Origin of the sequence: Solwaraspora sp. WMMD406, assembly GCF_029626025.1 — a bacterium.
Taxonomy (GTDB): domain Bacteria; phylum Actinomycetota; class Actinomycetes; order Mycobacteriales; family Micromonosporaceae; genus Micromonospora_E.
In genome coordinates this window covers 4,023,374-4,047,949 of sequence record NZ_JARUBF010000001.1, presented here as the reverse complement: position 1 = coordinate 4,047,949, position 24,576 = coordinate 4,023,374, and the positions used below count along the sequence as shown (strand labels likewise).

The window sequence follows — 24,576 nt, the reverse complement described above, 5'->3', positions numbered from 1 at the left end:
CATCCCCGCGTACGCGGGGAGCAGTCGACCAGATCCGCGAGGATCAGTCGCGCCCCGGGACCATCCCCGCGTACGCGGGGAGCAGCCGCGCGGCGACGACGACCGCCGCCCGTTCGGGGGACCATCCCCGCGTACGCGGGGAGCAGATCCAGCGTTTGCCCGAGTAGGCGCCGATCTCGGGACCATCCCCGCGTACGCGGGGAGCAGTCGGCCCGATCCCACACGCGCACCCTGCCCCCGGGACCATCCCCGCGTACGCGGGGAGCAGGGTGTCCCAGCGGTCGCGGTCGACCAGCACCAGGGACCATCCCCGCGTACGCGGGGAGCAGCGGACCGTCAGGACCTCCGCCGCGTCGGCCGTGGGACCATCCCCGCGTACGCGGGGAGCAGTGCCGTACATCGAGGTCGACGACCTGTCGGCCGGGACCATCCCCGCGTACGCGGGGAGCAGTCGCCGATCGTCCCGTCGCTGGCCTTGTCCCGGGGACCATCCCCGCGTACGCGGGGAGCAGTCCGTCCACGCCCGCGTCTCCCGCAGCTGCCCGGGACCATCCCCGCGTACGCGGGGAGCAGTTGGCGGGCGCGCCCCGGCTGGCGTACGTCGAGGGACCATCCCCGCGTACGCGGGGAGCAGGCCGAGGAGTTGGAGCGCGGCCTGGAGCGGCGGGGACCATCCCCGCGTACGCGGGGAGCAGCAGATCACCGCCCGTGTTGTCGGGTCGGGGTCGGGACCATCCCCGCGTACGCGGGGAGCAGCACACCTCGGCGGTCGCGCGCGCGGTCAGCATGGGACCATCCCCGCGTACGCGGGGAGCAGGGCGACTTCGCGCAGATGTCTTCGACGGCCGCGGGACCATCCCCGCGTACGCGGGGAGCAGATGGCGGACCGGGCCGGCGACGGCATGGACCGGGGACCATCCCCGCGTACGCGGGGAGCAGGTGTGGCATCGCTACCCGAACCCGATCGACGAGGGACCATCCCCGCGTACGCGGGGAGCAGGTGGCGCCGTTCCTGCTGTTCGCCGCTGCCCGGGGACCATCCCCGCGTACGCGGGGAGCAGGACCTCACCTGTCTGGCGCTCGGCGGCCTGGGGGGACCATCCCCGCGTACGCGGGGAGCAGTACTCCCCCGTGGTCTGGTCGGTCGCCCGGTCGGACCATCCCCGCGTACGCGGGGAGCAGCCCCGTTACCTAATGAATCCCGAACGGCCCGCCGTGGACCACGGGATGCCTGCCCGTTACCCGGCCCTTGAGGTCTCCAAAAAGATCGGCAGCGTGGGCTCGGCGAGTCGTTCGTGTGGTGGTCCGGCTCGCTGAGTTCACGCCTGCACACCTCTGGACCGTGTCAGGTCTCGTGCAAGACCGGCGGATCTCGGCGGTGCCGGACCACCTCGTGACCTTGGGCAGGATGTTGATCGTGGTTGCAGCCCGCCCGCACGGCGAACACCTCGCATACCGGGAGCCGACGAGCTCTTACTGCGAAGACCGGGACCGTGCGGGTCGCTGGGATCGCGAACGGCTCATCGGAGGGTAGGCCACAGAGCCTCGTCATTAGGGCGCCGCGCGTTTCCGCCAGGGTTGCATGCCCGATGGGCAGGCGAGGGAGGAGTAGGAGTTGGCGGTGTACTGCGGCATCGACTGGTCAGAACGGCATCACGATATTGCCCTGGTCGACGAGCACGGTCGCCTGGTTGCCAAGGGTCGCATCGGCGACGACGTGGACGGATTCACCACGCTGGTCGAGATGCTGGCCGCCGCCGGTGACAGCGCCGAGGAGCCGATCCCGGTGGCGATCGAGACCCCGCGTGGCCTGCTGGTCGCGGCGCTGCGCGTAAGTGGGCGGCGGGTGTACTCGATCAACCCGATGGCGGTGGCCCGCTACCGGGAGCGGCACTCGGTGTCACGCAAGAAGTCCGACCACGCCGACGCGGTGGTGCTGGCCAACATCCTGCGCACCGACGCCCACGCTCACCGGCCGCTGCCGCACGACAGCGAACTGGTTCAGGCGGTCGCGGTGCTGGCCCGGGCCCACCAGGACGCCACCTGGCGGCGAACCCGGGCCTCGAACGAGCTGCGGTCACTGCTGCGGGAGTACTTCCCCACGTTCCTCGCCGCGTTCAACGGCAGGAAGGGCAACCTGACCAGCGCGGACGCCCGTGCGGTGCTGGCCGCCGCATCCACGCCCGCAGCTGCGGCGAAGCTGTCCACAACTCGGATCGCCGCCGCCCTACGCCGCGGCGGCCGACGGCGTGGCGTCGAGGACCTGGCCGCCGAGCTGCAGCAGGCGCTGCGCCGTCCGCAACTGCGTCAGCCGGACGTCGTGGAGGAAGCCATGGGCATCCAGGCGCTGGCACTGCTCGCGACGCTGAACGTCGAATGCGCCAGTGTTGATTCGCTTGCCGAGGCCGCCAGCGAAGCGTTCCGCCAGCACCCGGACCACGCGATCGTGACAAGCTTCCCCGGTCTGGCCGACGTGACCGGTGCCCGCGTTCTGGCCGAGATCGGCGACGACCGCGCCCGGTTCGCCGATGCCCGCGCTCTGAAGGCCTACGCCGGCGCGGCCCCGGTCACCCGCGCGTCCGGGCGCAGCATCTCCATCACCCACCGCAAGGTGAAGAACGATCGGCTCGCCGCCGCCGGATATCTGTGGGCCTTCGTCGCCGCTACCCACGCCGAACCCGCCAAACAGCACTACCAGCGCCGCCGCGACCACGGCGACCGACATCCCGCCGCACTACGCCACCTGTTCAACCGGCTCCTCGGCTGCCTGCACCACTGCCTCGCAACAGGACAGCTCTACCACCCCGGCAAGGCCTTCCCCACGATCGGCATGCCCGCACCCGCCGCTGCGCAGTGACACTGGCAAACTCGGCGCCCATGAACGACGGCAAGGACTGGTACGCCTGGCACAGCCCTTACACCGACCCCGGCTCGCCCCTGGCACGCCGACTGAAGCTGGTCCAGCAGCACATCGCCGCGTGGCTCGATGAGCGACCTGGCGAACCGGTGTCCGTGCTCAGCATGTGCGCCGGCCAAGGTCACGACATTCTCACCGTGCTGGCGTCGCGCCAGGACGCCGTGCGAGTCAGCGCCACGCTGCTCGAGTACGAACCGCGCAACGTCGCCGCGGCCCGGACCCGAGCAATCGCCGAAGGCCTCGACACGGTGACCGTCGGGCAGGCCGACGCCGGTGACCTCGCCTCATACCGGCAGGCGGTGCCCGCCGACCTGGTCATCATGGCAGGCGTCCTGGGCAACATCAGCGACGCCGACGCCCACACCACCATTCACGCGCTGCCGCAGATCTGCGCTGCCGACGCCACAGTGATCTGGACCAGGACACGACGAGCACCCGACCTGACACCGGCGGTCCGAAGGTGGCTGGCCGACGCAGGGTTCGCCGAACAGGCTTTCACCGCACCCGACGACGTGCTGTTCTCCGTCGGCGTTCACCGCTTCACCGGCACCCCACAGCCGCTGGAGACCGGCAAGATCTTCCAGTTCATCACCTGACGGCGAACCGACGACTTGACGCTTCCGGAGATCGGAGGTCTTTTTGATCGTCCCCAGCCGGGGACTGCTCGGTCGCCCGGCTCGGTATGACTGAATGCCCCTGTCGTACGCATGATCCGGGGGGTGTTGTCGCCGAGCCGGGTGGCGTCGGCGGACCGCTGATAGGGACCCGGCCACCCCGTCGTGGGGTAGGTCTCTCCGTAACGTGGATGCCGGCAGTCCGACGCTATGACCAGCGGCCGAGCCAGGCCATCGCCGTGAGGAGGCAAGCTGTGCACGACGGGTTCGGCGTCTTCATCGGACTCGACGTCGGCAAGGAAGGACACCACGCGGTCGCGTTGAACCGCGACGGCAAGCGGCTGCACGACGCGACGCTGCCCAACACCGAAACCGGGCTGCGGAAACTGTTCGACAAACTCGCCCGGCACGGCCAGATCCTGGCCGTGGTCGACCAGCCCGCCTCGATCGGCGCGCTGCCCGTCGCGGTCGCCCGCGCCTGCGGCCACCAGGTCGCCTACCTGCCCGGTCTGGTCATGCGCCGCCTGGCCGACCTGCACCCCGGCACCGCGAAGACCGACGCCCGCGACGCCTACGTCATCGCCGACGCCGCCCGCACCCTGCCCCACACCCTGCGCCGGGTCGACACCGGCGACGACGCCCTGGCCGAGCTGGAGGTGATGGTCGGCTACGACGACGACCTCGCCGGCGAGGTCACCCGCGTCGCCAACCGCATCCGGGGCCTGCTCACCCAGATCCACCCACCCCTGGAACGCGTCCTCGGCCCGAAACTGCAGCACCCCGCCGTCCTGGAAGCCATCTCGCGGTGCGGCGGACCCACCGGCATCCGCAAGGCAGGCCGGGCGAAACTCACCGAGATCGTCAAGGCCCGCGCGCCACGCATGGGCGCCCGCCTGGTCGACCAGATCTTCACCGCGCTCGACGCGCAGACCGTCGTGGTTCCCGGCACCACCGCCGCCGAGACCGTCCTTCCCCGACTCGCCGACAACCTGCGTGACCTGCTGCGCCAACGCGACCAGGTCGCCGAACAGGTCGAAGGGATGCTTGATGCGCACCCTCTTGCCCCGGTCCTGACCTCGATGCCCGGCATCGGCGTCAGGACCGCGGCCCGCATCCTGCTCGAAGTCGGCGACGGCACCTCGTTCCCCACCCCCGGCCACCTGGCCGCCTACGCCGGCCTGGCCCCGGTCACCCGCCGCTCCGGCACCAGCATCCGTGGCGAACACCCACCCAAGGGCGGCAACAAGCAGCTGAAACGCGCGTTCTTCCTGTCCGCGTTCGCCGCTCTCGCCGACCCGCTCAGCCGCGCCTACTACGACCGCAAACGCGCTGAGGGCAAGAAACACAACGCCGCCCTCATCTGCCTCGCCCGCCGCCGCGTCGACGTCCTCCACGCCATGCTCCGCACCCAACGGCCATACCAGCCCAAACCGGCGGACGAACCCCGCCTCGCTGCTTGACAGAACCCATAGGGACACCCCCCGGCCCTAAGTCAACTTGGGACCATCCCCGCGTACGCGGGGAGCAGAACGTCGCCAGGTCGACGGTCTGTCCCGCGCTGGGACCATCCCCGCGTACGCGGGGAGCAGCTGGACCTCGGCACGGCGACCGCCCCGCTGCCGGGACCATCCCCGCGTACGCGGGGAGCAGGTCGACCAGTTCAAACGCCGGATCGAGACGGCGGGACCATCCCCGCGTACGCGGGGAGCAGCTCGGCCCCGACACACCGTACGTCGTTCACGAGGGACCATCCCCGCGTACGCGGGGAGCAGATGTTCGACATCAAGTTCGACCGTGAGGACGAGGGACCATCCCCGCGTACGCGGGGAGCAGTGCCACACAGACCCGGTGTCCCGCTGCAGCACGGGACCATCCCCGCGTACGCGGGGAGCAGCGCGATCCGGATCGCGCCGGCCGGCACGGCCGGGGACCATCCCCGCGTACGCGGGGAGCAGGTGTAGTCCAGACCGTCGACCAGCGTCGTTTCGGGACCATCCCCGCGTACGCGGGGAGCAGGGTCGCGGCCAGCATCTGCCGGGCGTCGACGAGGGACCATCCCCGCGTACGCGGGGAGCAGCTCGGCCCCGACACACCGTACGTCGTTCACGAGGGACCATCCCCGCGTACGCGGGGAGCAGAGGTCGTACCCGACGTCGTCGCCGGGCCACCAGGGACCATCCCCGCGTACGCGGGGAGCAGAACGACGGGTCGGAGGCGGACGCGATGGCCCTGGGACCATCCCCGCGTACGCGGGGAGCAGGACGTCGATCACGACGTCCTGGCGTTGGAACCAGGACCATCCCCGCGTACGCGGGGAGCAGGACAACGAGGTGGTCGTCCGCCCAGGCGGACTGGGACCATCCCCGCGTACGCGGGGAGCAGTGTCCCTCGTCCTTGAAGAACTTCGCGTTCGAGGGACCATCCCCGCGTACGCGGGGAGCAGGACCTTGTCCCGCCGGTCCTGCTCAGCCGCGCGGGACCATCCCCGCGTACGCGGGGAGCAGTCGAGTTCGGATACATCACCCTGCCGGGTCCCGGGACCATCCCCGCGTACGCGGGGAGCAGGCGATACGGTCCTCACGGGCGGTCCGTTCCGGGGGACCATCCCCGCGTACGCGGGGAGCAGACTTGTTGACCTGCGGATTTACGGGCTCACAGCGCGGTTTTCATTCACTTTGGTTCTGCTCCTGGCCGGTCGGTTGCGACGACGGGGTGGAGCCGCGTCGGCCGAACCGTCGCCGCTTGGACGCCTTGCTCCAGCCTGAGGGCGGCGGCCCGACGGACACGGCAGCTGGGTCCGCCGGTCGACGCATGAGCATGATGCCGTCGAAGTCGACCGGTTGCCAGTGATGGTCGTGCACCTTGAAGGAGAGCCGCTGCTCGCCACGTACCTGATAGACCATCAGTGCCCTGCCTGGTCCGGCGAGTTCGACGACTCTGCCCCAGAGTCGGTCACGGACCCGCGCGGTGACGTGTCCGACGTACACCCCGGCCGATATCTCCAGCAGCCACTGTGTGAGGTGCCCACGTAGACCGGCAGGGCAGGCGGTGAGGACGATGACGACCATCAGAAGTCGACCTCGTACTCGTCCGCGTAGTTGATCCCGCTCGGCATTTCCGCTCCGGACTCGTCCCACAGGTTGACGACGTCGTCGGCGAAGTCATGTCCCCAACCGTCGCCGTCAACCTCTGATCTGGGTAGGAGCAGCCTACGAATGTCTCCCGCGCACCGGTCGAGAAGATCGAGTTCGAAGATCTTGTCCCGGACGGCTCGCCGGGTGTCGCCGGGGACGTCGACGGATCCATTGGCGACGACGTCGAACGCGGTCGGGATGGTGATCTCGGCTTTGTACAGGTCGGCGATGTCGTAGACGAACGATCGCTCGTGCCCGGTGTGGATGAAGCCGAGGCCGGGTGCCGCGCCGAGCGCGACGATGACGGCGTGGACGACGCCGTACAGGCAGACGTGCGCGGCGGACAGCGCCTGATTGATCGGGTCGGAGCCGGTGAAGTTGTCCGGGTCGTAGTCCCGGTGGGTCCAGGTCACCTTGGTCCGCCGGGCATGCTCGCGGTAGGTCCGCCGGACTCTCGCCCCTTCCCTCCCCCGCAGCTGTTGCATGGTCAGCTTGCCGGTGTCCTCGTCGGGGAAGCGCATGTCGTACATGGCGCGGGCGACGGCGAGCCGCCGGTCCCGGTGGGAGACGGCGGCGGCCTGCGCGATGAGCAGCCGGCTGGATCGGGCCAGCGACCGGCCGTGGGCGTAGTAGCGGACGCCGTGCTCGCCGACCCAGACCACGGTGGCACCGTTGTCGGCGAGCAGCGCTATCGCCTGGTGACTGACCGAGGTACCCGGCCCGAGTAGCAGGACTCCGAGGCTGGCGGCGGGAATGTGCACCGTCCCCTTGGCGTCGGTGGCGGTGATCGCGTTGCTGTCGCGGTGGATGACGCACCGGTCGCGGTAGAGGAAGCTGATCCGGTCCTGCGCGCGGACCAGGTCGGGCAGCTCCGGTGGCGGTACGCCGGGGATCTTCATCGGGCGGCGTTGGCGGGGGCGAGGGTCATCAACCCGCAGCCGTACGCCTTGGCGTGTCCGATTCCGGCGGTCAGCATGCGCCGCAGCGCGTCGGGGTCGACCACTTCGAGTACGCCGTCGTAGGTGGCGGTCCGCAGGGTGACGGGGCGGTCTCCCCCGCGTCGGCCGAAGCTGTGGGTGCTCTGGTGGTGCAGCATGAGGTTGGGTTCTCCGCTGGCTCCGGCCACGACCGCGAATCCGTGACGTTCCGCTCGTTGCAGCAGCCACTGCGTCTGCTGTGCCACGGTGACGTGCCCGTACCGCTTGGTGTCGGCCGTGGGGTCTTTGGGCCGGCCGTTGTGGACCGGGTTGGCGGTGAGGCGGAACGCCCATTGCTGGCCGGGTGCGAGCTGGTCGAGGAAGCCACCGTACGGTCGGGTCAGCCATTTCTCGTCGGTGGTGGGCCAGCCGGCCTGCTCGACGAGGTGGGTGAGGTCTGGTCGGCCGGGGCTGACGATGTAGAGCACCGGCTGGTTGTCGGTGGTGTCGAGTCGCCACAGGGCGCGGGCGTGGTCGCGGGTGTGGTCGGTGTGCTGCGGGAAGCTGGCCATGACTGCCGCGTGCATGACCTGCGGCGAGCCGAGGAGTCGTCGGCTGTCACGGCGTGCCCGGTTGAAGCGAAATCGGGTCAGGTACATGTCAGCCTCACAGGATTGCAATGGGGTCGTGGCTGGGGATGCGAGCCGCCCCGAGGTCGGGGTGCGGCAGCTCGACGTGTTCCCGGACGACGAGGCGCCAGCCGTGCTGGCGGTAGGTGGGGTCGAAGCTGACCGGTTCGTCGCGCAGCGTCTCGGTGACCGGGTCGGCGGGGTCGGCGTCGCGGAGAATCTCCAGCCGTACGGTGGCCGCCCGGTGGGACTTGCGGTGCCAGTCGGACGCTTCCCACCTGTGTTGCCGTAGGACGTCGACCGGGGTGCCGGGGTGGACGCCGAGGCTGACCGGCAGCACGGGTGGGCAGGACCGCCGGCCGAGGTAAAGCGGGAACTGTGGCCGGCGGAGCGCGTCGTGCAGCCCGGTGACCAGGTCAGCGTCGCCGCCGACGGCCGCGACGAAGGCGGCGTCGCTGAGGTAGTTGCGGTACGACAGGGGCAGGGCTTGGCCGTCGAGGCGGCGTGCGGTCTGGAAGTCGCGGACGACGGTGCCGGGCTGGTCAAGGCGTACGGCGAAGCTGAGGCCGAGCAGTTCGGTCAGTGGTTCGGTGCGCCGGATTCCTTTGGCTGCGGCGAGCATGCCGATGACGCCGCTCTTGGTGGGGGCGATCTCGGTGCCTCGGTGGACGAATCGGCTGCTGGCTCCCCACGCTTGCAGTGGTCCGGCGAGCCGCAGCAGTAGCGTGTCCATCATTCTTTGCCGAGCCGGACGGCGACCTCGTCGGCGACGGCGGTCACGAGGTCGGCGAAGGGCACGACGTCGCCGAGGGTGTCGAGGGCCTTGGTGTGGTCGCCGACGCGGCTGACCCAGGCCCGGATCGGCTGCTCGCCGTAGGTGTCTTCGACGGCTGCGGCGTAATCGGCGAGCCGCTCTGCGGCTTCGCTGACGCGTCCGGTGGCTGCGTCGTACTCGACAACCTTCTCGTACGCGCCGACGAAGTTGATCGGCTGGGTGTCGCGGAGGCGGACGATCACGGCGTCGGGCAGGGTCCGGTTGGCGAAGGTGTTCTGTTTGCCGGTCGGCATGCTCTTGGCGAACGCGGTGAGGAAGGCGTCGACGGCTCGCCTGGTGGCGGTCTGGTCGCCGAGGTTGTCGTTGAGCCGGTCGACGTCGAGGGTGGCGTACCGGTAGAGGGTGGACGAGTTGAATTCGACGGTGCCGATCATGCCGGCACCCTGTTCGTTGGCGTCGTCTTTGCGGTCGTCGACCGCCGTGTAGTAGTCGAACTCGTTGTTGACGGCGTGCACGCTGATGGCGTGGGCGACCTGGACGGCGGCGTCGACGTTGACATCGGACAGGTCGGCGAGCATCCGGCCGAACAGCGCGATGTCGATGGAGTGCTCTTGGTTCGCCAGCTTCTTGAGCGTCTTGCCGTCTGGTTCTTTGCCGTCGCGGTGGGCGGCGACAGCGTGGGCGGCGATCGCGTCGAGTTGCCGGTGGCTGAGGAACACGAGGTAGTCGGACTCGGCGGCGGGGATAGTGCCGTCGTCGCTCTTGCTCTTACCCGCCTTGGCTTTGCCGGCCTTGACCAGTCCGAGCGCGGTCAGCGCCTTGGTGGCGAGGTCGAGCTTTTGCTCGGCGAGGTCCGGTGCCTGTGCGGCGATCAGTTCGCCGAGTGATTCACCGAGCCGCTTGGTCCGCTCCCCCAGTTCGGCGCGGTCGAGCAGCTTGTCGAACTCGTTGCGGGTGGCGCGCTTCCACGCCTGGCTGGAGACCCGGGCGCGGCGCTTCCCGCCGTAGATGGCGGTCTTGGGGGATCCGGTGTCGTCCCGGTTGAGGTTGCTCGGCGGGACGGTCTGCAGGATGTGGATGTCGATCAGGGTGCGGGTCATGGCTGGTCCTCCGAGAGGTTGCTGTCTGCTTTGTCGGTGTGGATGCGGTGGTATTCGCGGCCCCATCGGGAGCGGACCGTGTCCGGCCCGCCGGGCGTCTGGAAGGTGCGGAGGTCGTCGGCGAACAGGCCGTAGTCGAGGGCGATGCGTTTGTCGCGCAGCAGCCGCACCAGGCCTCGGCAGTGGTGCAGCGCTTCGGTGAACGTCACGGCCGTGCCCACGGCGACGAATCGGCGACGTACGGCGTCCGGGCTGCTGCTTTCTTTGGCGAGCAGCGCCACCGCCTGGCCGAACCCGAACCCGTCGCGGTGCATGCCACGCTCGCGGTTGGACTGCTGGTGCACGGCGTAGAGGGTGAGGGCGGCGTGTTTGGCGTGCTCGACCGGCTCCGGGTCGTCTTCGACGCGCGGCGACAAGAACTTGGTGTCCACGGCGGTGTCGCTGAGGATGTCGAGCCGGGATCCGGCGAGGGTGCCGGCGGCGGCGCGGAGCCGGGCGAGGGAGGCGATGGCGGCGGGCAACTCCTTGAGGTAACCGGTCTGGAGTCGAACGACTGTCGCGGCAACGTCGTTACCGAAGGGGGTGCGTAGTCGGGCGGAAGCCCGGGTGGGTGTACTGGTCTGGCTCATGTCAGGGCCGCTTCCTCCTGCGTCGGGTTGGTGGATCCGGCTGTGCTCTGCCGGGTCTGGTTGGCCAGCGGCAGCGCTTTCGCCAGCTGGATCCGGAACCAGACCTCGGCTCGGGAGCTGTTGAGCAGGGTGCCGTCGATGTCGCGTCCGGCCCAGGCGGCAGGTCCGGCGTCGGCGACCATCCGCTCTGCGAGTCGCCGCAGCGTGGTGGCGACCTGCGTCTGCCAGGCGGTTCGGGCAGCGGCCAGGTCGACGCCGTCGGTGAGGTCCCGGAGCCAGTCGCGGAACCGCTGGTCGAGGGCGCCGTACGCCTCGGCGGTCGTTTCGTCGCGGACACCGTCGGTCCGTCTGTCGTCGCGGACACCGGCGGCGCGCAGCAGGTCGCGGGCGAGTGCGACGAGCGCCCGTACGCCCTGGTCGGCGTCGTGTGCGGCGGCCTGCACCTCGGCGGCGGCTTCCGGCTCGGTGATGGCCCGCACCGGCATGGTTACCGCGTCGTCGACGATGTCGTCGATGACTGACTGTTGGGTGCCGTAGACGGCTCCGATCGCGCGGAGCCGAATGTGTCGGCGGTCGAGCAGCCGCTGGTTGGCGGCGGCGCTGATCCATTCCAGGATCATGGGGTCGAGGTTGGCCGCCGGTTCGCCGCCTCGGCCTCGGCCGGCGGTGCCGGGCAGCATCGCGCCGAGTCCGCGCCAGATGGCGCGGCCGGGGGTGTGCGTGCTGGGCAGATACACGGGTACGGTCTTGTGCAGCTTTTCTTGGGCGGGGCTGCGTCGCCAGGCCGTCAGCGGCTCACGTTGGTGCAGGTCACGCGGGCTGAGCCGGTCGCCGTAGGCCAGCACGACACCGGTGATGCCGTCCGCGTCGCCGAAGAGGCGGATGCGCCGGGACTGCCAGGTGTAGAGGCGCAGCAGTCCCCGTGGCCGAAGATCGTCCTGTTCGGCGGGTCCGAGTGGGTCCAGCTCCCAGGCGGGCGCGTCATCGGCGTCGACGCGCAGGGCGGGCAGGTCGTACGACACCAGGTTGAGCAGCAGCGTTTCGCGCAGGGTGTCACCTTCGACGAAGACGCCACCGAGGGAGCCGGCGAATCCTATCCCGAGTGGATACACCTTTCCGCCTTTGACGCGGTTGTCACCGGCCGCCCCGGACTTGATGCCGGAGACGTCGTACGCGTGGGCGTGCACCAGCCAGCGGGCGGCTTCGGCGGGGGTGATCCGGCGTAGCGCGGCACCGGATCGCGCGGTGAACAGCGGTGATCCGCTCGGCACGTCGGCGATCAGCCGTTCCAGGCCGAAGACCTCGTCCTTGCTGGTTCGCAGGTCGGCGACTTGGTAGAACGGGGTCGTCGGGTGCAGCAGGTCGAACCGGTCACGGCGGGTGTCGAGGTAGCGGACGATGTCGTCGGCGGGCAGCTCGGGGGCCTGCCACAGCTCGGCCCACCGGTCGGTGTCCGGCCCGTCGATGGCACAGTGCAGTACGGCAAGCAGCAGCCGCAGCAGGGCAAACTCCTGTGTGGGCACGTCGCCGGCGATCCGCCGCAGGGTGTGCGCCTGCCGGAAGGCGTCGGCCAGCGACACTTCCACTACCCGACCGTCGAGCTGCTGCACCAGCAGCCACGGCCGATGCACAAGATCAAAGGACATTGGGGGTTCCCATCGTCGTCCGGCACCACGTGCCGACATGGATCGGGACCATACTTCCCGCCTCCGACAAGTTGAACTTGATCTTCTAAATGCGAGTCGCCGTCGCATTGGAGGCAGCCAAAGCCCCTGAGCAGGGAACATTCATCGATTAGATTGCTAATCTCCACTCGTCGTGAAAGCGATTCAGGACAGCAGGGCGCACAAAATGGTCGCTTGTCCGACAGCTGGTCGGCCGATCGGTGGAGTTCTCCCGTCGACATCGGCGACAGCGGGTCGTCGTACCGCTGCTTTAATGAACGGCCGTGACTACATCTCGGACAGTCGAGTTGAGCGACGCCGCGTCGTCGGCTTGGGGCAAGACCAGCGAGCACGGTCCGGGGTGGCTGCCGCTGTGGCGGCACCTCGCCGACGCGGCGGCGGTAGCCGAACTGTTGTGGGACCACTGGCTCAACGACGCCGTACGGCGGCGGATCAGCTCCGCGCTTCCGGGCGGCGACACCGACGGACGGCTGCTGGTCGCCTGGCTGGCCGGCCTGCATGACATCGGCAAGTGCACACCCGCGTTCGCCTGCCAGGTGCCCCGACTCGCCGACCGGATGAAGCGACACGGGCTGACCTTCGACGCCCGGGTCAAGGCGGATCGGCAATGCGCTCCGCACGCGCTCGCCGGACACATCCTGCTGCAGGACTGGCTCGTCGACACCTTCGGCTGGGCACCGAACGCGGCGAGCACCTTCGCCATCGTCGTCGGTGGCCATCACGGCGTACCGCCGTCGAACAGTGATCTCGACGATGCCCGCCGCCGGCCGTTCCTGCTCGGCACCGGGACGTGGCCGCAGGTGCAGCGGGAGCTGCTGGACTGGATGACCGACCGGCTCGATGCCCGAGACCGGTTGACCGCCTGGCGGTACGTGGCACTGCCGCAGCCGGTGCAGGCGCTGCTGACCGGCATCGTCGTGGTCGCCGACTGGATCGCCAGCAACCAGGAGTGGTTCCCGACGACCTACGCCGCCGACGTCGACCGGGTCAGCCGGGCCTGGGACGAACTCGATCTGCCGTCGCCGTGGCGTCCCACCGAGACCACCCACTCCCCCGACGAGATGATCGCGACACGGTTCGGTCTGCCGGCCGGCGCGTCGGCGTACCCGGTGCAACAGGCCGTCATCGCGCGGGCCCGGCAGATGACGACACCGGGTCTGATGATCGTCGAGGCGCCGATGGGTGACGGCAAGACCGAGGCCGCGCTGGCCGCCGTGGAGATCCTCGCCGCCCGGTTCGGCGCGTCGGGCTGCTTCATCGCCCTGCCGACCCGGGCGACCAGCGACGCGATGCTGTCGCGCGGCCTGTCCTGGCTGGAGCGGCTACCGGATGTTGACACCGGACGGGGCGCGTACGGAGTCGCGCTCGCGCACGGCAAGTCGAGCTTCAACGACGAGTACGGTGCTCTGCGGATGAACCGACGTCCCAGCTCGATCGGGATGGACGAAGCGGGCGTCGATCTGGCCGTCCACCGGTGGTTGGCGTCCCGGAAGAAGATCCTGCTGTCCGACTTCGTGATCGGCACCATCGACCAGCTGCTGTTCATGGCGTTGAAGGCGCGCTACATCGTGCTGCGCCATCTCGGCCTGGCCGGCAAGGTCGTCGTCATCGACGAGGCGCACGCCTACGACGTGCACATGAGTCAGTTCCTGGACCGGGCGTTGCAGTGGCTGGCGGCGTACCGGGTGCCGGTGATCGTGCTGTCCGCGACGCTGCCGGCCCAGCGACGGCGGGAGATGATGCAGGCCTACGACGACGGCCGGCTCGCGCAACCGACCAAACGCGGACGTCCGCGCCCCCCGCAACCCACCGGACCAGATCCGTACGCGTGCCTGGCCGGTGACATCGGCTACCCGGTGATCAGCGCGTCCGGCGCGGACCGCGTTCCGGTGGTGACGACGACGGCGTCCTCGGGCCGGGCGGTGTCGGTGCGGGTGAGCCGACTCGACGACGATGTCGATCATCTGGCGGATCTGCTCGACGCGGAGATCCGGCCGGGTGGCTGCGCGCTGGTGGTCCGCAACACCGTACGGCGGGTCCAGGAGACGGCGGCGGCACTGCGGCAACGCTTCGGCGGCGACATTCCGGTGTTCGTGGCGCATTCCCGCTTCCTGGCTCCGGATCGGGCGGCGAAGGACCGGTGGCTGCTGGACACGTTCGGTCCGCCGAGCCGGGCGGCCGACCGGCCGCAGCGGTACGTCGTGGTCGCCAGCCAGGTCGTGGAGGTCTCCCTGGACATCGACTTCGACCTTTTGGTTACCGACCTTGCCCCGGTCGACCTGCTGCTGCAGCGGATGGGCCGGCTGCACCGGCATCACCGGACCCGTCCGGCGCATCTGAACGCGGCGCGCTGCTTCGTCACCGGTGCCGACTGGTCGACCAGCCCGCCGGAGCCGGTGCAGGGGTCCCGGATCGTCTACGGCCGGTCCGCGTTGTGGCGGGCCGCCGGGGTGCTGTGGCCGCATCTGGACGGTGACGTGCCGGTACGTCTGCCGGAGGACATCCCGACGCTGGTGCAGACCGCCTACGCTCCCGCGCTGGTCGGGCCGGCCGAGTGGCATCCCGCGCTACGGGAGGCTGACGAAGCCGCCGAGAAGAAGCGCCAACAGCACCAGGCGAAGGCCGACACCTTCCGAATCAGTCCGGTGGCGGCCAACGGCGATTCCCTGCTCGGCTGGCTCAACGCGCACATCGGCGACGCCGACGCGGGCGGTAACGACGCACGCGGCCGTGGTCACGTCCGCGCCGACTCCGCCGAGAGCCTGGAGGTGATTCTCCTGGTACGCCGAGACGGCCGGCTGCACATCCCGGGTTGGCTGCCGGATGACCAAGGCCGGGAGGTGCCGACCGAGATGGTTCCGGACGGCCGGCTGGCCCGCACGATCGCCCGCTGCACCCTGGCCATGCCGAAGGCGATGACGGGCAGCATCGACACGGTGATCGACGAACTCGAAGCCCGCAACTACTTCCGCGCCTGGGAGCAGTCGCACTGGCTTTCGGAACAGCTCGTGCTCGACATCGACGACACCGGGCGCACCCGGATCGCCGGCTTCGACCTGCACTACGACAACGACAACGGCCTGACCGTCACCAAGGTGGATCAGCTGACGAATCCCTGAGTGCGGCCCATTGTGGACGGGTCGGATGGGACGTAGCGTGGAATGGTCTGCGGCGCAGGATTGGCGCTACCGGGACTCACAGATGCGCCGCTCCCCCACTATCGGTAGAGGAGAGGCGTCGATGAGCATCAGGAGTCTGACCGCTGGTCGAAGTTCCGTCATCGCGGCTCTTGCCGTTGTCACGTTGACACTTTGCACCGCACATCCAGCGTCCGGCGCACCCACCGGCGGTTTCTCCGGCAGCGTCGTGGCGCGGGTGCTGGACGCCGAAGACCCGGCGGCGGCGTACCGCAGCTTGTCGGCAGCAGACCGGGCGGTGTTCGACCGGCGGATGCTCCCGACGGAGTCCGCCGTCTCCGTCGAGGTCGTCGCGGCGGACGCCGTCGCGCGGGCCAACGCCGACGCCGGCCGCAGCCCCGACCGCTTCGGCACGCTCGTTGACGGCTGCTGGTACGCCAGAGGCTGGGACTCGCGGAGTTCGGCGGCCGGCGACCCGCTCTACACCTTTTGGACGATGATCTATTACTGCGCGGTGGGACAGACCATCACCGAGGTCAGCATGTACGACTCGGGCAGTGAGATCCTCGCGCCGGGCTGGCGTCATGACGGAATCAAGGCTCAGGACACCGGCGTGGTGCGCGATCAGGCCCGAGGTTGGGCCAAGCACCGCTTCGTCCTCAGCACCGGCGACGTGGACCTCTGGCAGCGCGACCACTGCATCCGGGTGATCGGCACGTACGCAGGAACGCAGTACTCGGATGGCTACTGCTTCCTGCAACTGCTACCGCAGCAGTAGGTACAAGCGATCATCGACGGCGGCCAGCTGGGTACGAGCGGAAACATCCCCGCGTACGCAGGGAGCAGTATGTCCACAACGACCGAGAGGTCGCCGGGCGGGGACCATCCCCGCGTGCGCGGGGAGCAGTCAAGCTGCGTCATCCGGCTGACCGGCTGGCTGGGACTATCCCCCGCGTGCGCGGGGAGCAGGGGGCGCAGTTGCTCGCCGGCACCCTCGATCAGGGACCATCCCCGCGTGCGCGGGGAGCAGCCGGAGACGCCTACGAGGCGTCGGACCCGGTCGGGACCACCCCCGCGTGCGCGGGGAGCAGGCGTGACCGATTGACGACAGGCGACGGTGGCGGGGACCATCCCCGCGTGCGCGGGGAGCAGGCCGACGCCGAGGCTCGCGGCTTTGCCAGGGCGGGACCATCCCCGCGTGCGCGGGGAGCAGAGGGTTGCGCGAGGGTCCATCGGATCAGGGGCGGGACCATCCCCGCGTGCGCGGGGAGCAGGGCATGCCCACACCGCCGAGTGCCGCAGCGCGGGGACCATCCCCGCGTGCGCGGGGAGCAGAGCACACTCTGACCGGTCGCCGACGCGGCTTGCGGACCATCCCCGCGTGCGCGGGGAGCAGCTGCGGGGATCGTTACGTCCATTGGGGTCTCCGGGACCTTCCCCGCGTGCGCGAGGAGCAGGCCCGTTTCGTAGCCGCGCAGGTACGCGGCCCGGGACCATCCCCGCGTGCGCGGGGAGCAGGACGGGAAGCCAGAGACCGAGGCGGACCGGAAGGGACCATCCCCGCGTGCGCGGGGAGCAGAAGCTCCGCGATCAGTTCCGGAGTCAACGGGGGGGACCATCCCCGCGTGCGCGGGGAGCAGCATCGTTGCCGACGCGTCAAGCTCCGCGATCAGGGACCATCCCCGCGTGCGCGGGGAGCAGGGAAGCCCGACGCTGACGTGTGACTCCCTGGAGGGACCATCCTCGCGTGCGCGGGGAGCAGGAGCTGGCCGTCGCGGGGGCGCGGACGCGGCCGGGACCATCCCCGCGTGCGCGGGGAGCAGGATCTTGAGTTTTGCGGCGGACGACGGTCAGCGGGACCATCCCCGCGTGCGCGGGGAGCAGGGCCGCTGGACGCTCCGGCGGCCACGGGAGGTGGGACCATCCCCGCGTGCGCGGGGAGCAGGTCAGGGTTGCCCCGGGGCAGCAGTTCGGCCAGGGACCATCCCCGCGTGCGCGGGGAGCAGGGCCGCTGCCAGACGTGCGGCGCCGACATCGAGGGGCCATCCCCGCGTGCGCGGGGAGCAGGAGCTGTACATGGAGTACCTCGTCGGCACAGTGGGACCATCCCCGCGTGCGCGGGGAGCAGGCCCGCTACCGCTAACGTGACGCCTCACTCGCGGGACCATCCCCGCGTGCGCGGGGAGCAGGCCTACGAACAGGGCCGCGAAACCGGCGGAACGGGACCATCCCCGCGTGCGCGGGGAGCAGGTCGATGAGACGACACAGGGACTGGATCATCATGGGACCATCCCCGCGTGCGCGGGGAGCAGGTGATCGACACGGCCAGCGGGTCGCCGAGCGGGGGACCATCCCCGCGTGCGCGGGGAGCAGCTCGATCTCCACGGCACCTCACTCGAGGGACAGGGACCATCCCCGCGTGCGCGGGGAGCAGCGCCAGTTCCAGCACGGCGAACAGGACCGCGCGGGACCATCCCCGCGTGCGCGGGGAGCAGGGCACGCACTTCCGAAGGTCCGAGGTCTTGACGGGACCATCCCCGCGTGCGCGGGGAGCAGTGAGCGGGTCATCCAGCTGGCGCGGGCCAAGCGGGACCATCCCCGCGTACGCGGGGAGCAGTGAACCCGGTCCGGTCCGAGCTCAACTGGCAGGGGACCATCCCCGCGTGCGCAGGGAGCAGCCGACGAACGCGGCCGCGCCGGGCTTGTCTTCGGGACCATCCCCGCGTGCGCGGGGAGCAGCAACTGTGGACGTCGACAAGCTGCGCCGATCCGGGACCATCCCCGCGTGCGCGGGGAGCAGCTGCCGTTGAACCTGCGCAACGCCGTCTCCCAGGGACCATCCCCGCGTGCGCGGGGAGCAGGTCATGACGTGTCCTCTCGGCGTGTCGTGATCGGGACCATCCCCGCGTGCGCGGGGAGCAGGGCCCCACGATCCCGTCGATCTTGAGCTTGTACGGACCATCCCCGCGTGCGCAGGGAGCAGGACGACATCGCGCCGAACCGCGAACACCCGTGGGGACCATCCCCGCGTGCGCGGGGAGCAGCGGTCAGATACGGCTACTCGACCACCGGAAATGGGACCATCCCCGCGTGCGCGGGGAGCAGTCAAGTAGTCCGGGCAGTCCGCGCGCTGCCCAGGGACCATCCCCGCGTACGCGGGGAGCAGTCGCTACGCTCGGTGGCTGTCCCTTCGGGACAGGGACCATCCCCGCGTGCGCGGGGAGCAGCCCAGACGGCGACACGCAGCCGGGCGGATCAAGGGACCATCCCCGCGTGCGCGGGGAGCAGTGCCGGTGCCGGGTGCATCTGGTCGATCAGCGGGGACCATCCCCGCGTGCGCGGGGAGCAGACCGACTGACGAAATCCGTCACGGCGGTACGGAGGACCATCCCCGCGTGCGCGGGGAGCAGGCACGCCCGGCCCGACCGATCGGGATCTCGCGGGGACCATCCCCGCGTGCGCGGGGAGCAGCCGTCCAGCCCGTGCCACGCCGGCGGCTGCCCGGGACCATCCCCGCGTGCGCGGGGAGCAGGCGGTTGCGGACCTCCCGCAGGTCGTCGGCCGGGGACCATCCCCGCGTGCGCGGGGAGCAGGTCGGCGGGCGGGTCGTCGACGATGGCGACGTAGGACCATCCCCGCGTGCGCGGGGAGCAGAGCCGCGCCACCAGCCGATCGAACTCGGCTTCGGGACCATCCCCGCGTGCGCGGGGAGCAGGGTGCGGGTGGGCCGGGGACGACGGGCGGCGGGGGACCATCCCCGCGTGCGCGGGGAGCAGACGTATTGCACCAGTCCAGAGCAGTCGAACGCGTTCGGACCGGACCATCCCCGCGTGCGCGGGGAGCAGCTCACCGGCGGCTCCGGCGTGGGTGGGGGTGTGTGGACCATCCCCGCGTGCGCGGGGAGCAGCACTGGCCCTGCTCCTCCGGGCTGAACGCGCGGGGACCATCCCCGCGTGCGCGGGGAGCAGTTGCGGGCCGCCTATGAGCGGATCGTGCCGGCGGGACCATCCCCGCGTGCGCGGGGAGCAGGCCGGAGCCATGGACATGGTGGCGGCGGCCCGGGGACCATCCCCGCGTGCGCGGGGAGCAGAAGAGGGGCGCCAAGGGGACGGGCAAGGATCCGGGACCATCCCCGCGTGCGCGGGGAGCAGGCCGGCAGGCCGTTCATGACCGTCGCCATCTGGGGACCATCCCCGCGTGCGCGGGGAGCAGACCGGTCTGGGCATCCTGGCCGGCGCGATCGCGGGACCATCCCCGCGTGCGCGGGGAGCAGGAGAAGCTGAGGGCCGCGAGCGGCACCACCAAGGGACCATCCCCGCGTGCGCGGGGAGCAGGGCCGCGCCGAGTCGCTCGACGCCCTGGCCGAGGGACCATCCCCGCGTGCGCGGGGAGCAGCCACACGACGGCCGCCAGGGGCGTTGTCTCACGGGACCATCCCCGCGTGCGCGGGGAGCAGCTGCCGGCTCAGGCGGGCGACCTGCGCCCGCAGGGACCATCCCCGCGTGCGCGGGGAGCAGCCAACACAGCGGCCAGCACAGCGCTGACCACCAGGACCATCCCCGCGTGCGCGGGGAGCAGTTCATCAGCTTTCGGTGCTTGCCGTTGATCTCGGGACCATCCCCGCGTGCGCGGGGAGCAGCCAGGCGGGCCACACCCAGCGTGGCGGTGCCGGGGACCATCCCCGCGTGCGCGGGGAGCAGGGTGCGGCCGGTGACAGCTTCGGCGGCCACAGGGGACCATCCCCGCGTGCGCGGGGAGCAGCTTGGCCTTGAGCCGGGCGTAGGCGGCCTGCAGGGACCATCCCCGCGTGCGCGGGGAGCAGAGCGTCAGGCGTCGTGATCTCTCGGTGGTACTGGGACCATCCCCGCGTGCGCGGGGAGCAGTAGTGCAGCGGCGCGGTGCCCTCGTAGAGCGCGGGACCATCCCCGCGTGCGCGGGGAGCAGGGGCCGACGACCGGGTCTGCCTGCAGCTGTTTGGGACCATCCCCGCGTGCGCGGGGAGCAGGCTCGTAGGCGAGCTCGCCGCCGAACGTCACCGGGACCATCCCCGCGTGCGCGGGGAGCAGCTGATCCGGCTGCAGACCGAGGCGGGTCACCAGGGACCATCCCCGCGTGCGCGGGGAGCAGCACGGGGCGAATTTCAGCCCGAACACATCTCGGGGACCATCCCCGCGTGCGCGGGGAGCAGTTCCCCGACATGACCGCGCGACAGGCGACGACGGGACCATCCCCGCGTGCGCGGGGAGCAGAGACCACGTCCCACAGGTCCTGGAACCAGGTCGGGACCATCCCCGCGTGCGCGGGGAGCAGGTGTCCGAAGAACAGCAGCCCGAAAAGATGCGGGGACCATCCCCGCGTGCGCGGGGAGCAGTGCTTTCTCTTCGGGCCGTCCGAGCCCACACGGGGACCATCCCCGCGTGCGCGGGGAGCAGGTCACCTCACGGGCGGCTCATCTCGCCGGGTTGGGACCATCCCCGCGTGCGCGGGGAGCAGGGCCATCGCGGCACATCCGCGCAGGATGAGCCGGGACCATCCCCGCGTGCGCGGGGAGCAGCCTCCGGCGCGTGTTCGGCAAGGTGTTGCTGGAGGACCATCCCCGCGTGCGCGGGGAGCAGCTACGGAGTAGCCGAATGAGTGGCAGCGAGCCGGGACCATCCCCGCGTGCGCGGGGAGCAGGGATCGAAGGCGAGCCTACGTTTCTGCAATGCGGGACCATCCCCGCGTGCGCGGGGAGCAGCGGCCCGCATGCGCTCGTCAAGGCTGCCATTCGGGACCATCCCCGCGTGCGCGGGGAGCAGGGTCCGAGGAGATTGGAGGACGACGTTCCCCAGGGACCATCCCCGCGTGCGCGGGGAGCAGCCGTACGGGCCGGAACGGGCAATGTCAGATACGGGACCATCCCCGCGTGCGCGGGGAGCAGGGTGAGCAAAACCCCACGGCTTTTCATGTTGGGGGACCATCCCCGCGTGCGCGGGGAGCAGTGCTCGCGCTGCGGCGACGAGCGAGGCGGCCCGGGACCATCCCCGCGTGCGCGGGGAGCAGCAACTAGCCGGGTCGCACCAGAGTGCGTGCCCGGGACCATCCCCGCGTGCGCGGGGAGCAGACCGGTCTGGGCATCCTGGCCGGCGCGATCGCGGGACCATCCCCGCGTGCGCGGGGAGCAGATCGCCGCTGCGGCAGGTCTCGGCCTGGTCGCGGGACCATCCCCGCGTGCGCGGGGAGCAGAAGTCAGGCTCACCTTCGTCGGGTCGATTCTCGGGACCATCCCCGCGTGCGCGGGGAGCAGTGGAAGCACTACGGGCCCGATCCGGAGCCACCGGGACCATCCCCGCGTGCGCGGGGAGCAGGTCGAACGGGGCACCAAAGCGATCAGTAAGACGGGACCATCCCCGCGTGCGCGGGGAGCAGAGCTTGAGCTTGAAAGTTGCCGCCGCGTTCTGGGGACCATCCCCGCGTGCGCGGGGAGCAGGGCTTCAAGTCTGCCGAGGCGAGCGCAGCCGCGGGACCATCCCCGCGTGCGCGGGGAGCAGCGACCCACGTCGTCCGGAGCGGTCTGCATCACGGGACCATCCCCGCGTGCGCGGGGAGCAGTGCCAGCCGGACCCGCTGTCTCGCTGCAGGACGGGACCATCCCCGCGTGCGCGGGGAGCAGATGGACCGGCCCGGAGCGGTCGCGGCTTCCCAGGGACCATCCCCGCGTGCGCGGGGAGCAGGGCGGGTCGGGGGCGATGAACTCGCGGGGTTCGGGACCATCCCCGCGTGCGCGGGGAGCAGACGTACAAGGCATCGATTCGTCTTGCGATTCCGGGACCATCCCCGCGTGCGCGGGGAGCAGGCCGACGACCGCGTCAGCGCTGAGTTCCTGCTGGGACCATCCCCGCGTGCGCGGGGAGCAGCTGGTGGTCTACATGGCCGTGCTCGTGTTCCTGGGACCATCCCCGCGTGCGCGGGGAGCAGGAGCAGCAGACCAGCCGTGGCGGGAATCGGGAGGGACCATCCCCGCGTGCGCGGGGAGCAGTTCGCGGTGTACTCCGGATCACCGGAGTCCTCAGGACCATCCCCGCGTGCGCGGGGAGCAGAACGAGTGCGGGGCTGTCGGTGGGCGGATGGAGGGACCATCCCCGCGTGCGCGGGGAGCAGAGCGGCATGGTTCGCGGTGCGCCTGCCGTACAGGGACCATCCCCGCGTGCGCGGGGAGCAGTAGCGGGCCTCGGCCTCATCGAGGAGCGCTGTGGGACCATCCCCGCGTGCGCGGGGAGCAGAACGAGTGCGGGGCTGTCGGTGGGCGGATGGAGGGACCATCCCCGCGTGCGCGGGGAGCAGTACGCGGTTCCGGTGATCGTCACGCTGGTGGTGGGACCATCCCCGCGTGCGCGGGGAGCAGCGCTATCGGCTCGGCGGCCGCGAGTTCGTGTTGGGACCATCCCCGCGTGCGCGGGGAGCAGAGGACCTGCGTCGGGTCCTGTCTTACGACCACGGGACCATCCCCGCGTGCGCGGGGAGCAGGACATCGACGCGCAGCTGGCGGTCGTGGCCGGGGGACCATCCCCGCGTGCGCGGGGAGCAGTTCTTCCAGCAGTGGCGGCGGGAGGTGTAGCAGGGACCATCCCCGCGTGCGCGGGGAGCAGACTTGCTGACCAGGGAGTTTAGGAGGTTACCAGCCAGTTTTCGTTCACTTTCATTTGGAGGCTACTCCCCTTGGTCGACGTGCGCGGCTGTGGGTGGTGGGTGCAGGCAGGGTACCTGGCTGCACCCACCACCGATGTCAACGTGTGGGCGGGTTGGTGATGAAGGTGGCCCACTGGGCGGGGGCGAAGGTGAGGACCGGGCCGGTCGTGTCCTTGCTGTCCCGTACGGCGACCACGTCGGGCACGTTCGTCGCCACCTCGACACAATTGCCCCCTGCACCACTGCGGGTGCTCGTGCGCCACTCGGCGTTAGTCAGGCTGGTCACCGGCTAGTGCCTCCAATGCGTCGCTGATCATGTGTCTCGACGATTCCTCGTCAAGGACACGGCTCTCCATGTCACTCCAGACCATCTCGTAGGCTCGGATCTCATCAGCCTTGTTCAGGTAGAGTGCGCCGGTAAGAGTATCCACGTAGGCCAGTGGCGGCTCCACTGGATCTCTGCTCAGCGGAGCGTTCGGGAAGTTCAGGATGGTGAAGGTGGCGGTCATCCCGCCATGAACCCCCGCAGAGTAGGGCAGGATCCTGATGGAGACCGAGTAGCGCTGGATGACGTCCAGCAGGTGGCGCAATTGCTCTGCCATCGCTTCACGTCCGCCAACCTGCCGGCGTAGCACCGCTTCGTTGAGGATCACGCGAAGATGCGGCGGTCGGGGTGCCCTGAGTAACGCCTGTCGCTCCATCCGGACCGTGACTCGACGGTCGATGTCCTCCTCGGTGACATAGCCGAGCAGCACACGATTGACCGCCTCGGCGTACCGGCGGGTTTGAAGCAGTCCTGGCACGAGCTCCGACTCGTACTGGCGTATGGTGTCGGCACTGTCTTCGAGGGAGACGTAGAGGCCGAACCAGGCGGGCAGGGCGGACGAGGTGTAGTCGTGCCACCACGCCTTCTTGGGGGCGTCGCGGGTCTCGCGGGTCAGGTCGAGCAGGCGTGCCCGGGTTTCCGGCGAGACCTGGTAAAGGTCGCACATGGCGGTGACGTCGATGTCGCGGAAGCGGACCCGTTCGTCACCTGCCTCGATGCGCCAGATGGTCGACGAGCCGCGTTGCAGCGCCCGCGCGGCGGCGTCCTGGCTGATGCCGGCGGACTCCCGGAGCACGGTGAGCCAGCGGCCGATGTGTCGGCGAAGCAGGGTTGTGCCGATCGAGCCGGACAAGTAGCTGCCCCCTTCATCCTTGTGGCGAGTGTAGTCACCCACGTGGCGAACAATCAACTGACTAGCGCATTCACAGCCGTGAAGGCGCTCTCCATAAATAGGTTGCTCCTCAACTGGCGAATATTATGCGGATGGTGGCGCAGGACGCCTTGTCTTTTGCATGGCGTCCACGTTAGATAACTCATGCCGGCGC

General features: G+C 70.3%; 14 protein-coding genes and 3 CRISPR repeat arrays (1 of these 17 running past the window's edge). Of the genes, 5 read left to right on the top strand and 9 right to left on the bottom strand.

All coding sequences use genetic code 11. The annotated features are described in order from the left end of the window. Positions 1-1,182: a CRISPR direct-repeat array (repeat unit 29 nt; unit sequence GGGACCATCCCCGCGTACGCGGGGAGCAG) (it extends 6,962 nt beyond the left edge of the window). Positions 1,183-1,615: 433 nt separating this feature from the next. From O7632_RS17760 to O7632_RS17750, 3 genes are all read left to right on the top strand, one after another. Further along, positions 1,616-2,857 carry an IS110 family transposase gene (locus O7632_RS17760; RefSeq protein ID WP_278111931.1) on the top strand — a complete coding sequence of 414 codons (1,242 nt, stop codon included), beginning with the start codon at positions 1,616-1,618 and terminating at the stop codon, positions 2,855-2,857. A 20-nt stretch (positions 2,858-2,877) separates the two neighbouring features. Further along, positions 2,878-3,513, top strand: a complete 636-nt coding sequence (locus tag O7632_RS17755) for a class I SAM-dependent methyltransferase family protein (protein WP_278111929.1) — start codon at positions 2,878-2,880, stop codon at positions 3,511-3,513. Positions 3,514-3,785: 272 nt separating this feature from the next. Next, positions 3,786-4,991 (top strand): IS110 family transposase, encoded by a 1,206-nt coding sequence (locus O7632_RS17750; RefSeq protein ID WP_278115430.1) that lies wholly within the window; start codon positions 3,786-3,788, stop codon positions 4,989-4,991. 39 nt (positions 4,992-5,030) lie between these two features. Further along, positions 5,031-6,157: a CRISPR direct-repeat array (repeat unit 29 nt; unit sequence GGGACCATCCCCGCGTACGCGGGGAGCAG). A gap of 40 nt (positions 6,158-6,197) precedes the next feature. Here the strand turns inward: O7632_RS17750 and cas2e are convergent. From cas2e to casA, 7 genes are read right to left on the bottom strand one after another with little or no spacing between them, the layout of a single operon-like run. Continuing rightward, the gene (cas2e, locus tag O7632_RS17745) at positions 6,198-6,599 is read right to left on the bottom strand and encodes a type I-E CRISPR-associated endoribonuclease Cas2e (RefSeq protein WP_278115755.1); all 402 of its coding nucleotides are present in this window, start codon (positions 6,597-6,599) and stop codon (positions 6,198-6,200) included. Further along, positions 6,599-7,564 carry a type I-E CRISPR-associated endonuclease Cas1e gene (gene cas1e, locus O7632_RS17740; protein ID WP_278115753.1) on the bottom strand — a complete coding sequence of 322 codons (966 nt, stop codon included), beginning with the start codon at positions 7,562-7,564 and terminating at the stop codon, positions 6,599-6,601. The genes cas2e and cas1e overlap by 1 nt, the downstream gene beginning before the upstream one ends. Continuing rightward, positions 7,561-8,241: a type I-E CRISPR-associated protein Cas6/Cse3/CasE gene (gene cas6e / locus O7632_RS17735; protein WP_278115752.1), complete on the bottom strand. Its 681-nt coding sequence runs from the start codon at positions 8,239-8,241 to the stop codon at positions 7,561-7,563. The genes cas1e and cas6e overlap by 4 nt, the downstream gene beginning before the upstream one ends. A 7-nt stretch (positions 8,242-8,248) precedes the next feature. Beyond that, positions 8,249-8,944 (bottom strand): type I-E CRISPR-associated protein Cas5/CasD, encoded by a 696-nt coding sequence (gene cas5e, locus O7632_RS17730; RefSeq protein ID WP_278115750.1) that lies wholly within the window; start codon positions 8,942-8,944, stop codon positions 8,249-8,251. Beyond that, positions 8,944-10,086 carry a type I-E CRISPR-associated protein Cas7/Cse4/CasC gene (gene cas7e / locus O7632_RS17725; RefSeq protein WP_278115748.1) on the bottom strand — a complete coding sequence of 381 codons (1,143 nt, stop codon included), beginning with the start codon at positions 10,084-10,086 and terminating at the stop codon, positions 8,944-8,946. Before cas7e ends, cas5e begins: the two co-directional genes overlap by 1 nt. Beyond that, positions 10,083-10,715 carry a type I-E CRISPR-associated protein Cse2/CasB gene (casB, locus tag O7632_RS17720; RefSeq protein ID WP_278115746.1) on the bottom strand — a complete coding sequence of 211 codons (633 nt, stop codon included), beginning with the start codon at positions 10,713-10,715 and terminating at the stop codon, positions 10,083-10,085. Before casB ends, cas7e begins: the two co-directional genes overlap by 4 nt. Then, the gene (casA, locus tag O7632_RS17715; RefSeq protein ID WP_278115744.1) at positions 10,712-12,361 is read right to left on the bottom strand and encodes a type I-E CRISPR-associated protein Cse1/CasA; all 1,650 of its coding nucleotides are present in this window, start codon (positions 12,359-12,361) and stop codon (positions 10,712-10,714) included. The genes casB and casA overlap by 4 nt, the downstream gene beginning before the upstream one ends. 302 nt (positions 12,362-12,663) lie before the next feature. On the opposite strand from casA, the gene cas3 reads away from it, so the two are divergent. Both cas3 and O7632_RS17705 read left to right on the top strand, forming a co-directional pair. Then, positions 12,664-15,519 carry a CRISPR-associated helicase Cas3' gene (gene cas3, locus O7632_RS17710; protein ID WP_278115742.1) on the top strand — a complete coding sequence of 952 codons (2,856 nt, stop codon included), beginning with the start codon at positions 12,664-12,666 and terminating at the stop codon, positions 15,517-15,519. Between the two features lie 121 nt (positions 15,520-15,640). Then, positions 15,641-16,315: a hypothetical protein gene (locus O7632_RS17705; protein ID WP_278115740.1), complete on the top strand. Its 675-nt coding sequence runs from the start codon at positions 15,641-15,643 to the stop codon at positions 16,313-16,315. Between the two features lie 39 nt (positions 16,316-16,354). Continuing rightward, positions 16,355-23,165: a CRISPR direct-repeat array (repeat unit 29 nt; unit sequence GGGACCATCCCCGCGTGCGCGGGGAGCAG). A 137-nt stretch (positions 23,166-23,302) separates the two neighbouring features. Here the strand turns inward: O7632_RS17705 and O7632_RS17700 are convergent. Together O7632_RS17700 and O7632_RS17695 are read right to left on the bottom strand one after the other, a co-directional pair. Next, entirely contained in the window at positions 23,303-23,491 is a 189-nt protein-coding gene (locus O7632_RS17700) for a DUF397 domain-containing protein (RefSeq protein ID WP_278115738.1), read from the bottom strand. Next, the gene (locus O7632_RS17695; protein ID WP_278115736.1) at positions 23,475-24,425 is read right to left on the bottom strand and encodes a helix-turn-helix transcriptional regulator; all 951 of its coding nucleotides are present in this window, start codon (positions 24,423-24,425) and stop codon (positions 23,475-23,477) included. Before O7632_RS17695 ends, O7632_RS17700 begins: the two co-directional genes overlap by 17 nt. Between the last annotated feature and the right edge of the window lie 151 nt (positions 24,426-24,576).

What these genes read in the sequence shown, in the direction of transcription:
- O7632_RS17755 (WP_278111929.1), top strand. Translation starts at nt 2,878, where the DNA reads ATGAACGACGGCAAGGACTGGTACGCCTGGCACAGCCCTTACACCGAC.
- cas2e (WP_278115755.1), bottom strand. Translation starts at nt 6,599, where the DNA reads ATGGTCGTCATCGTCCTCACCGCCTGCCCTGCCGGTCTACGTGGGCAC.
- cas1e (WP_278115753.1), bottom strand. Translation starts at nt 7,564, where the DNA reads ATGAAGATCCCCGGCGTACCGCCACCGGAGCTGCCCGACCTGGTCCGC.
- cas6e (WP_278115752.1), bottom strand. Translation starts at nt 8,241, where the DNA reads ATGTACCTGACCCGATTTCGCTTCAACCGGGCACGCCGTGACAGCCGA.
- cas5e (WP_278115750.1), bottom strand. Translation starts at nt 8,944, where the DNA reads ATGGACACGCTACTGCTGCGGCTCGCCGGACCACTGCAAGCGTGGGGA.
- cas7e (WP_278115748.1), bottom strand. Translation starts at nt 10,086, where the DNA reads ATGACCCGCACCCTGATCGACATCCACATCCTGCAGACCGTCCCGCCG.
- casB (WP_278115746.1), bottom strand. Translation starts at nt 10,715, where the DNA reads ATGAGCCAGACCAGTACACCCACCCGGGCTTCCGCCCGACTACGCACC.
- casA (WP_278115744.1), bottom strand. Translation starts at nt 12,361, where the DNA reads ATGTCCTTTGATCTTGTGCATCGGCCGTGGCTGCTGGTGCAGCAGCTC.
- O7632_RS17705 (WP_278115740.1), top strand. Translation starts at nt 15,641, where the DNA reads ATGAGCATCAGGAGTCTGACCGCTGGTCGAAGTTCCGTCATCGCGGCT.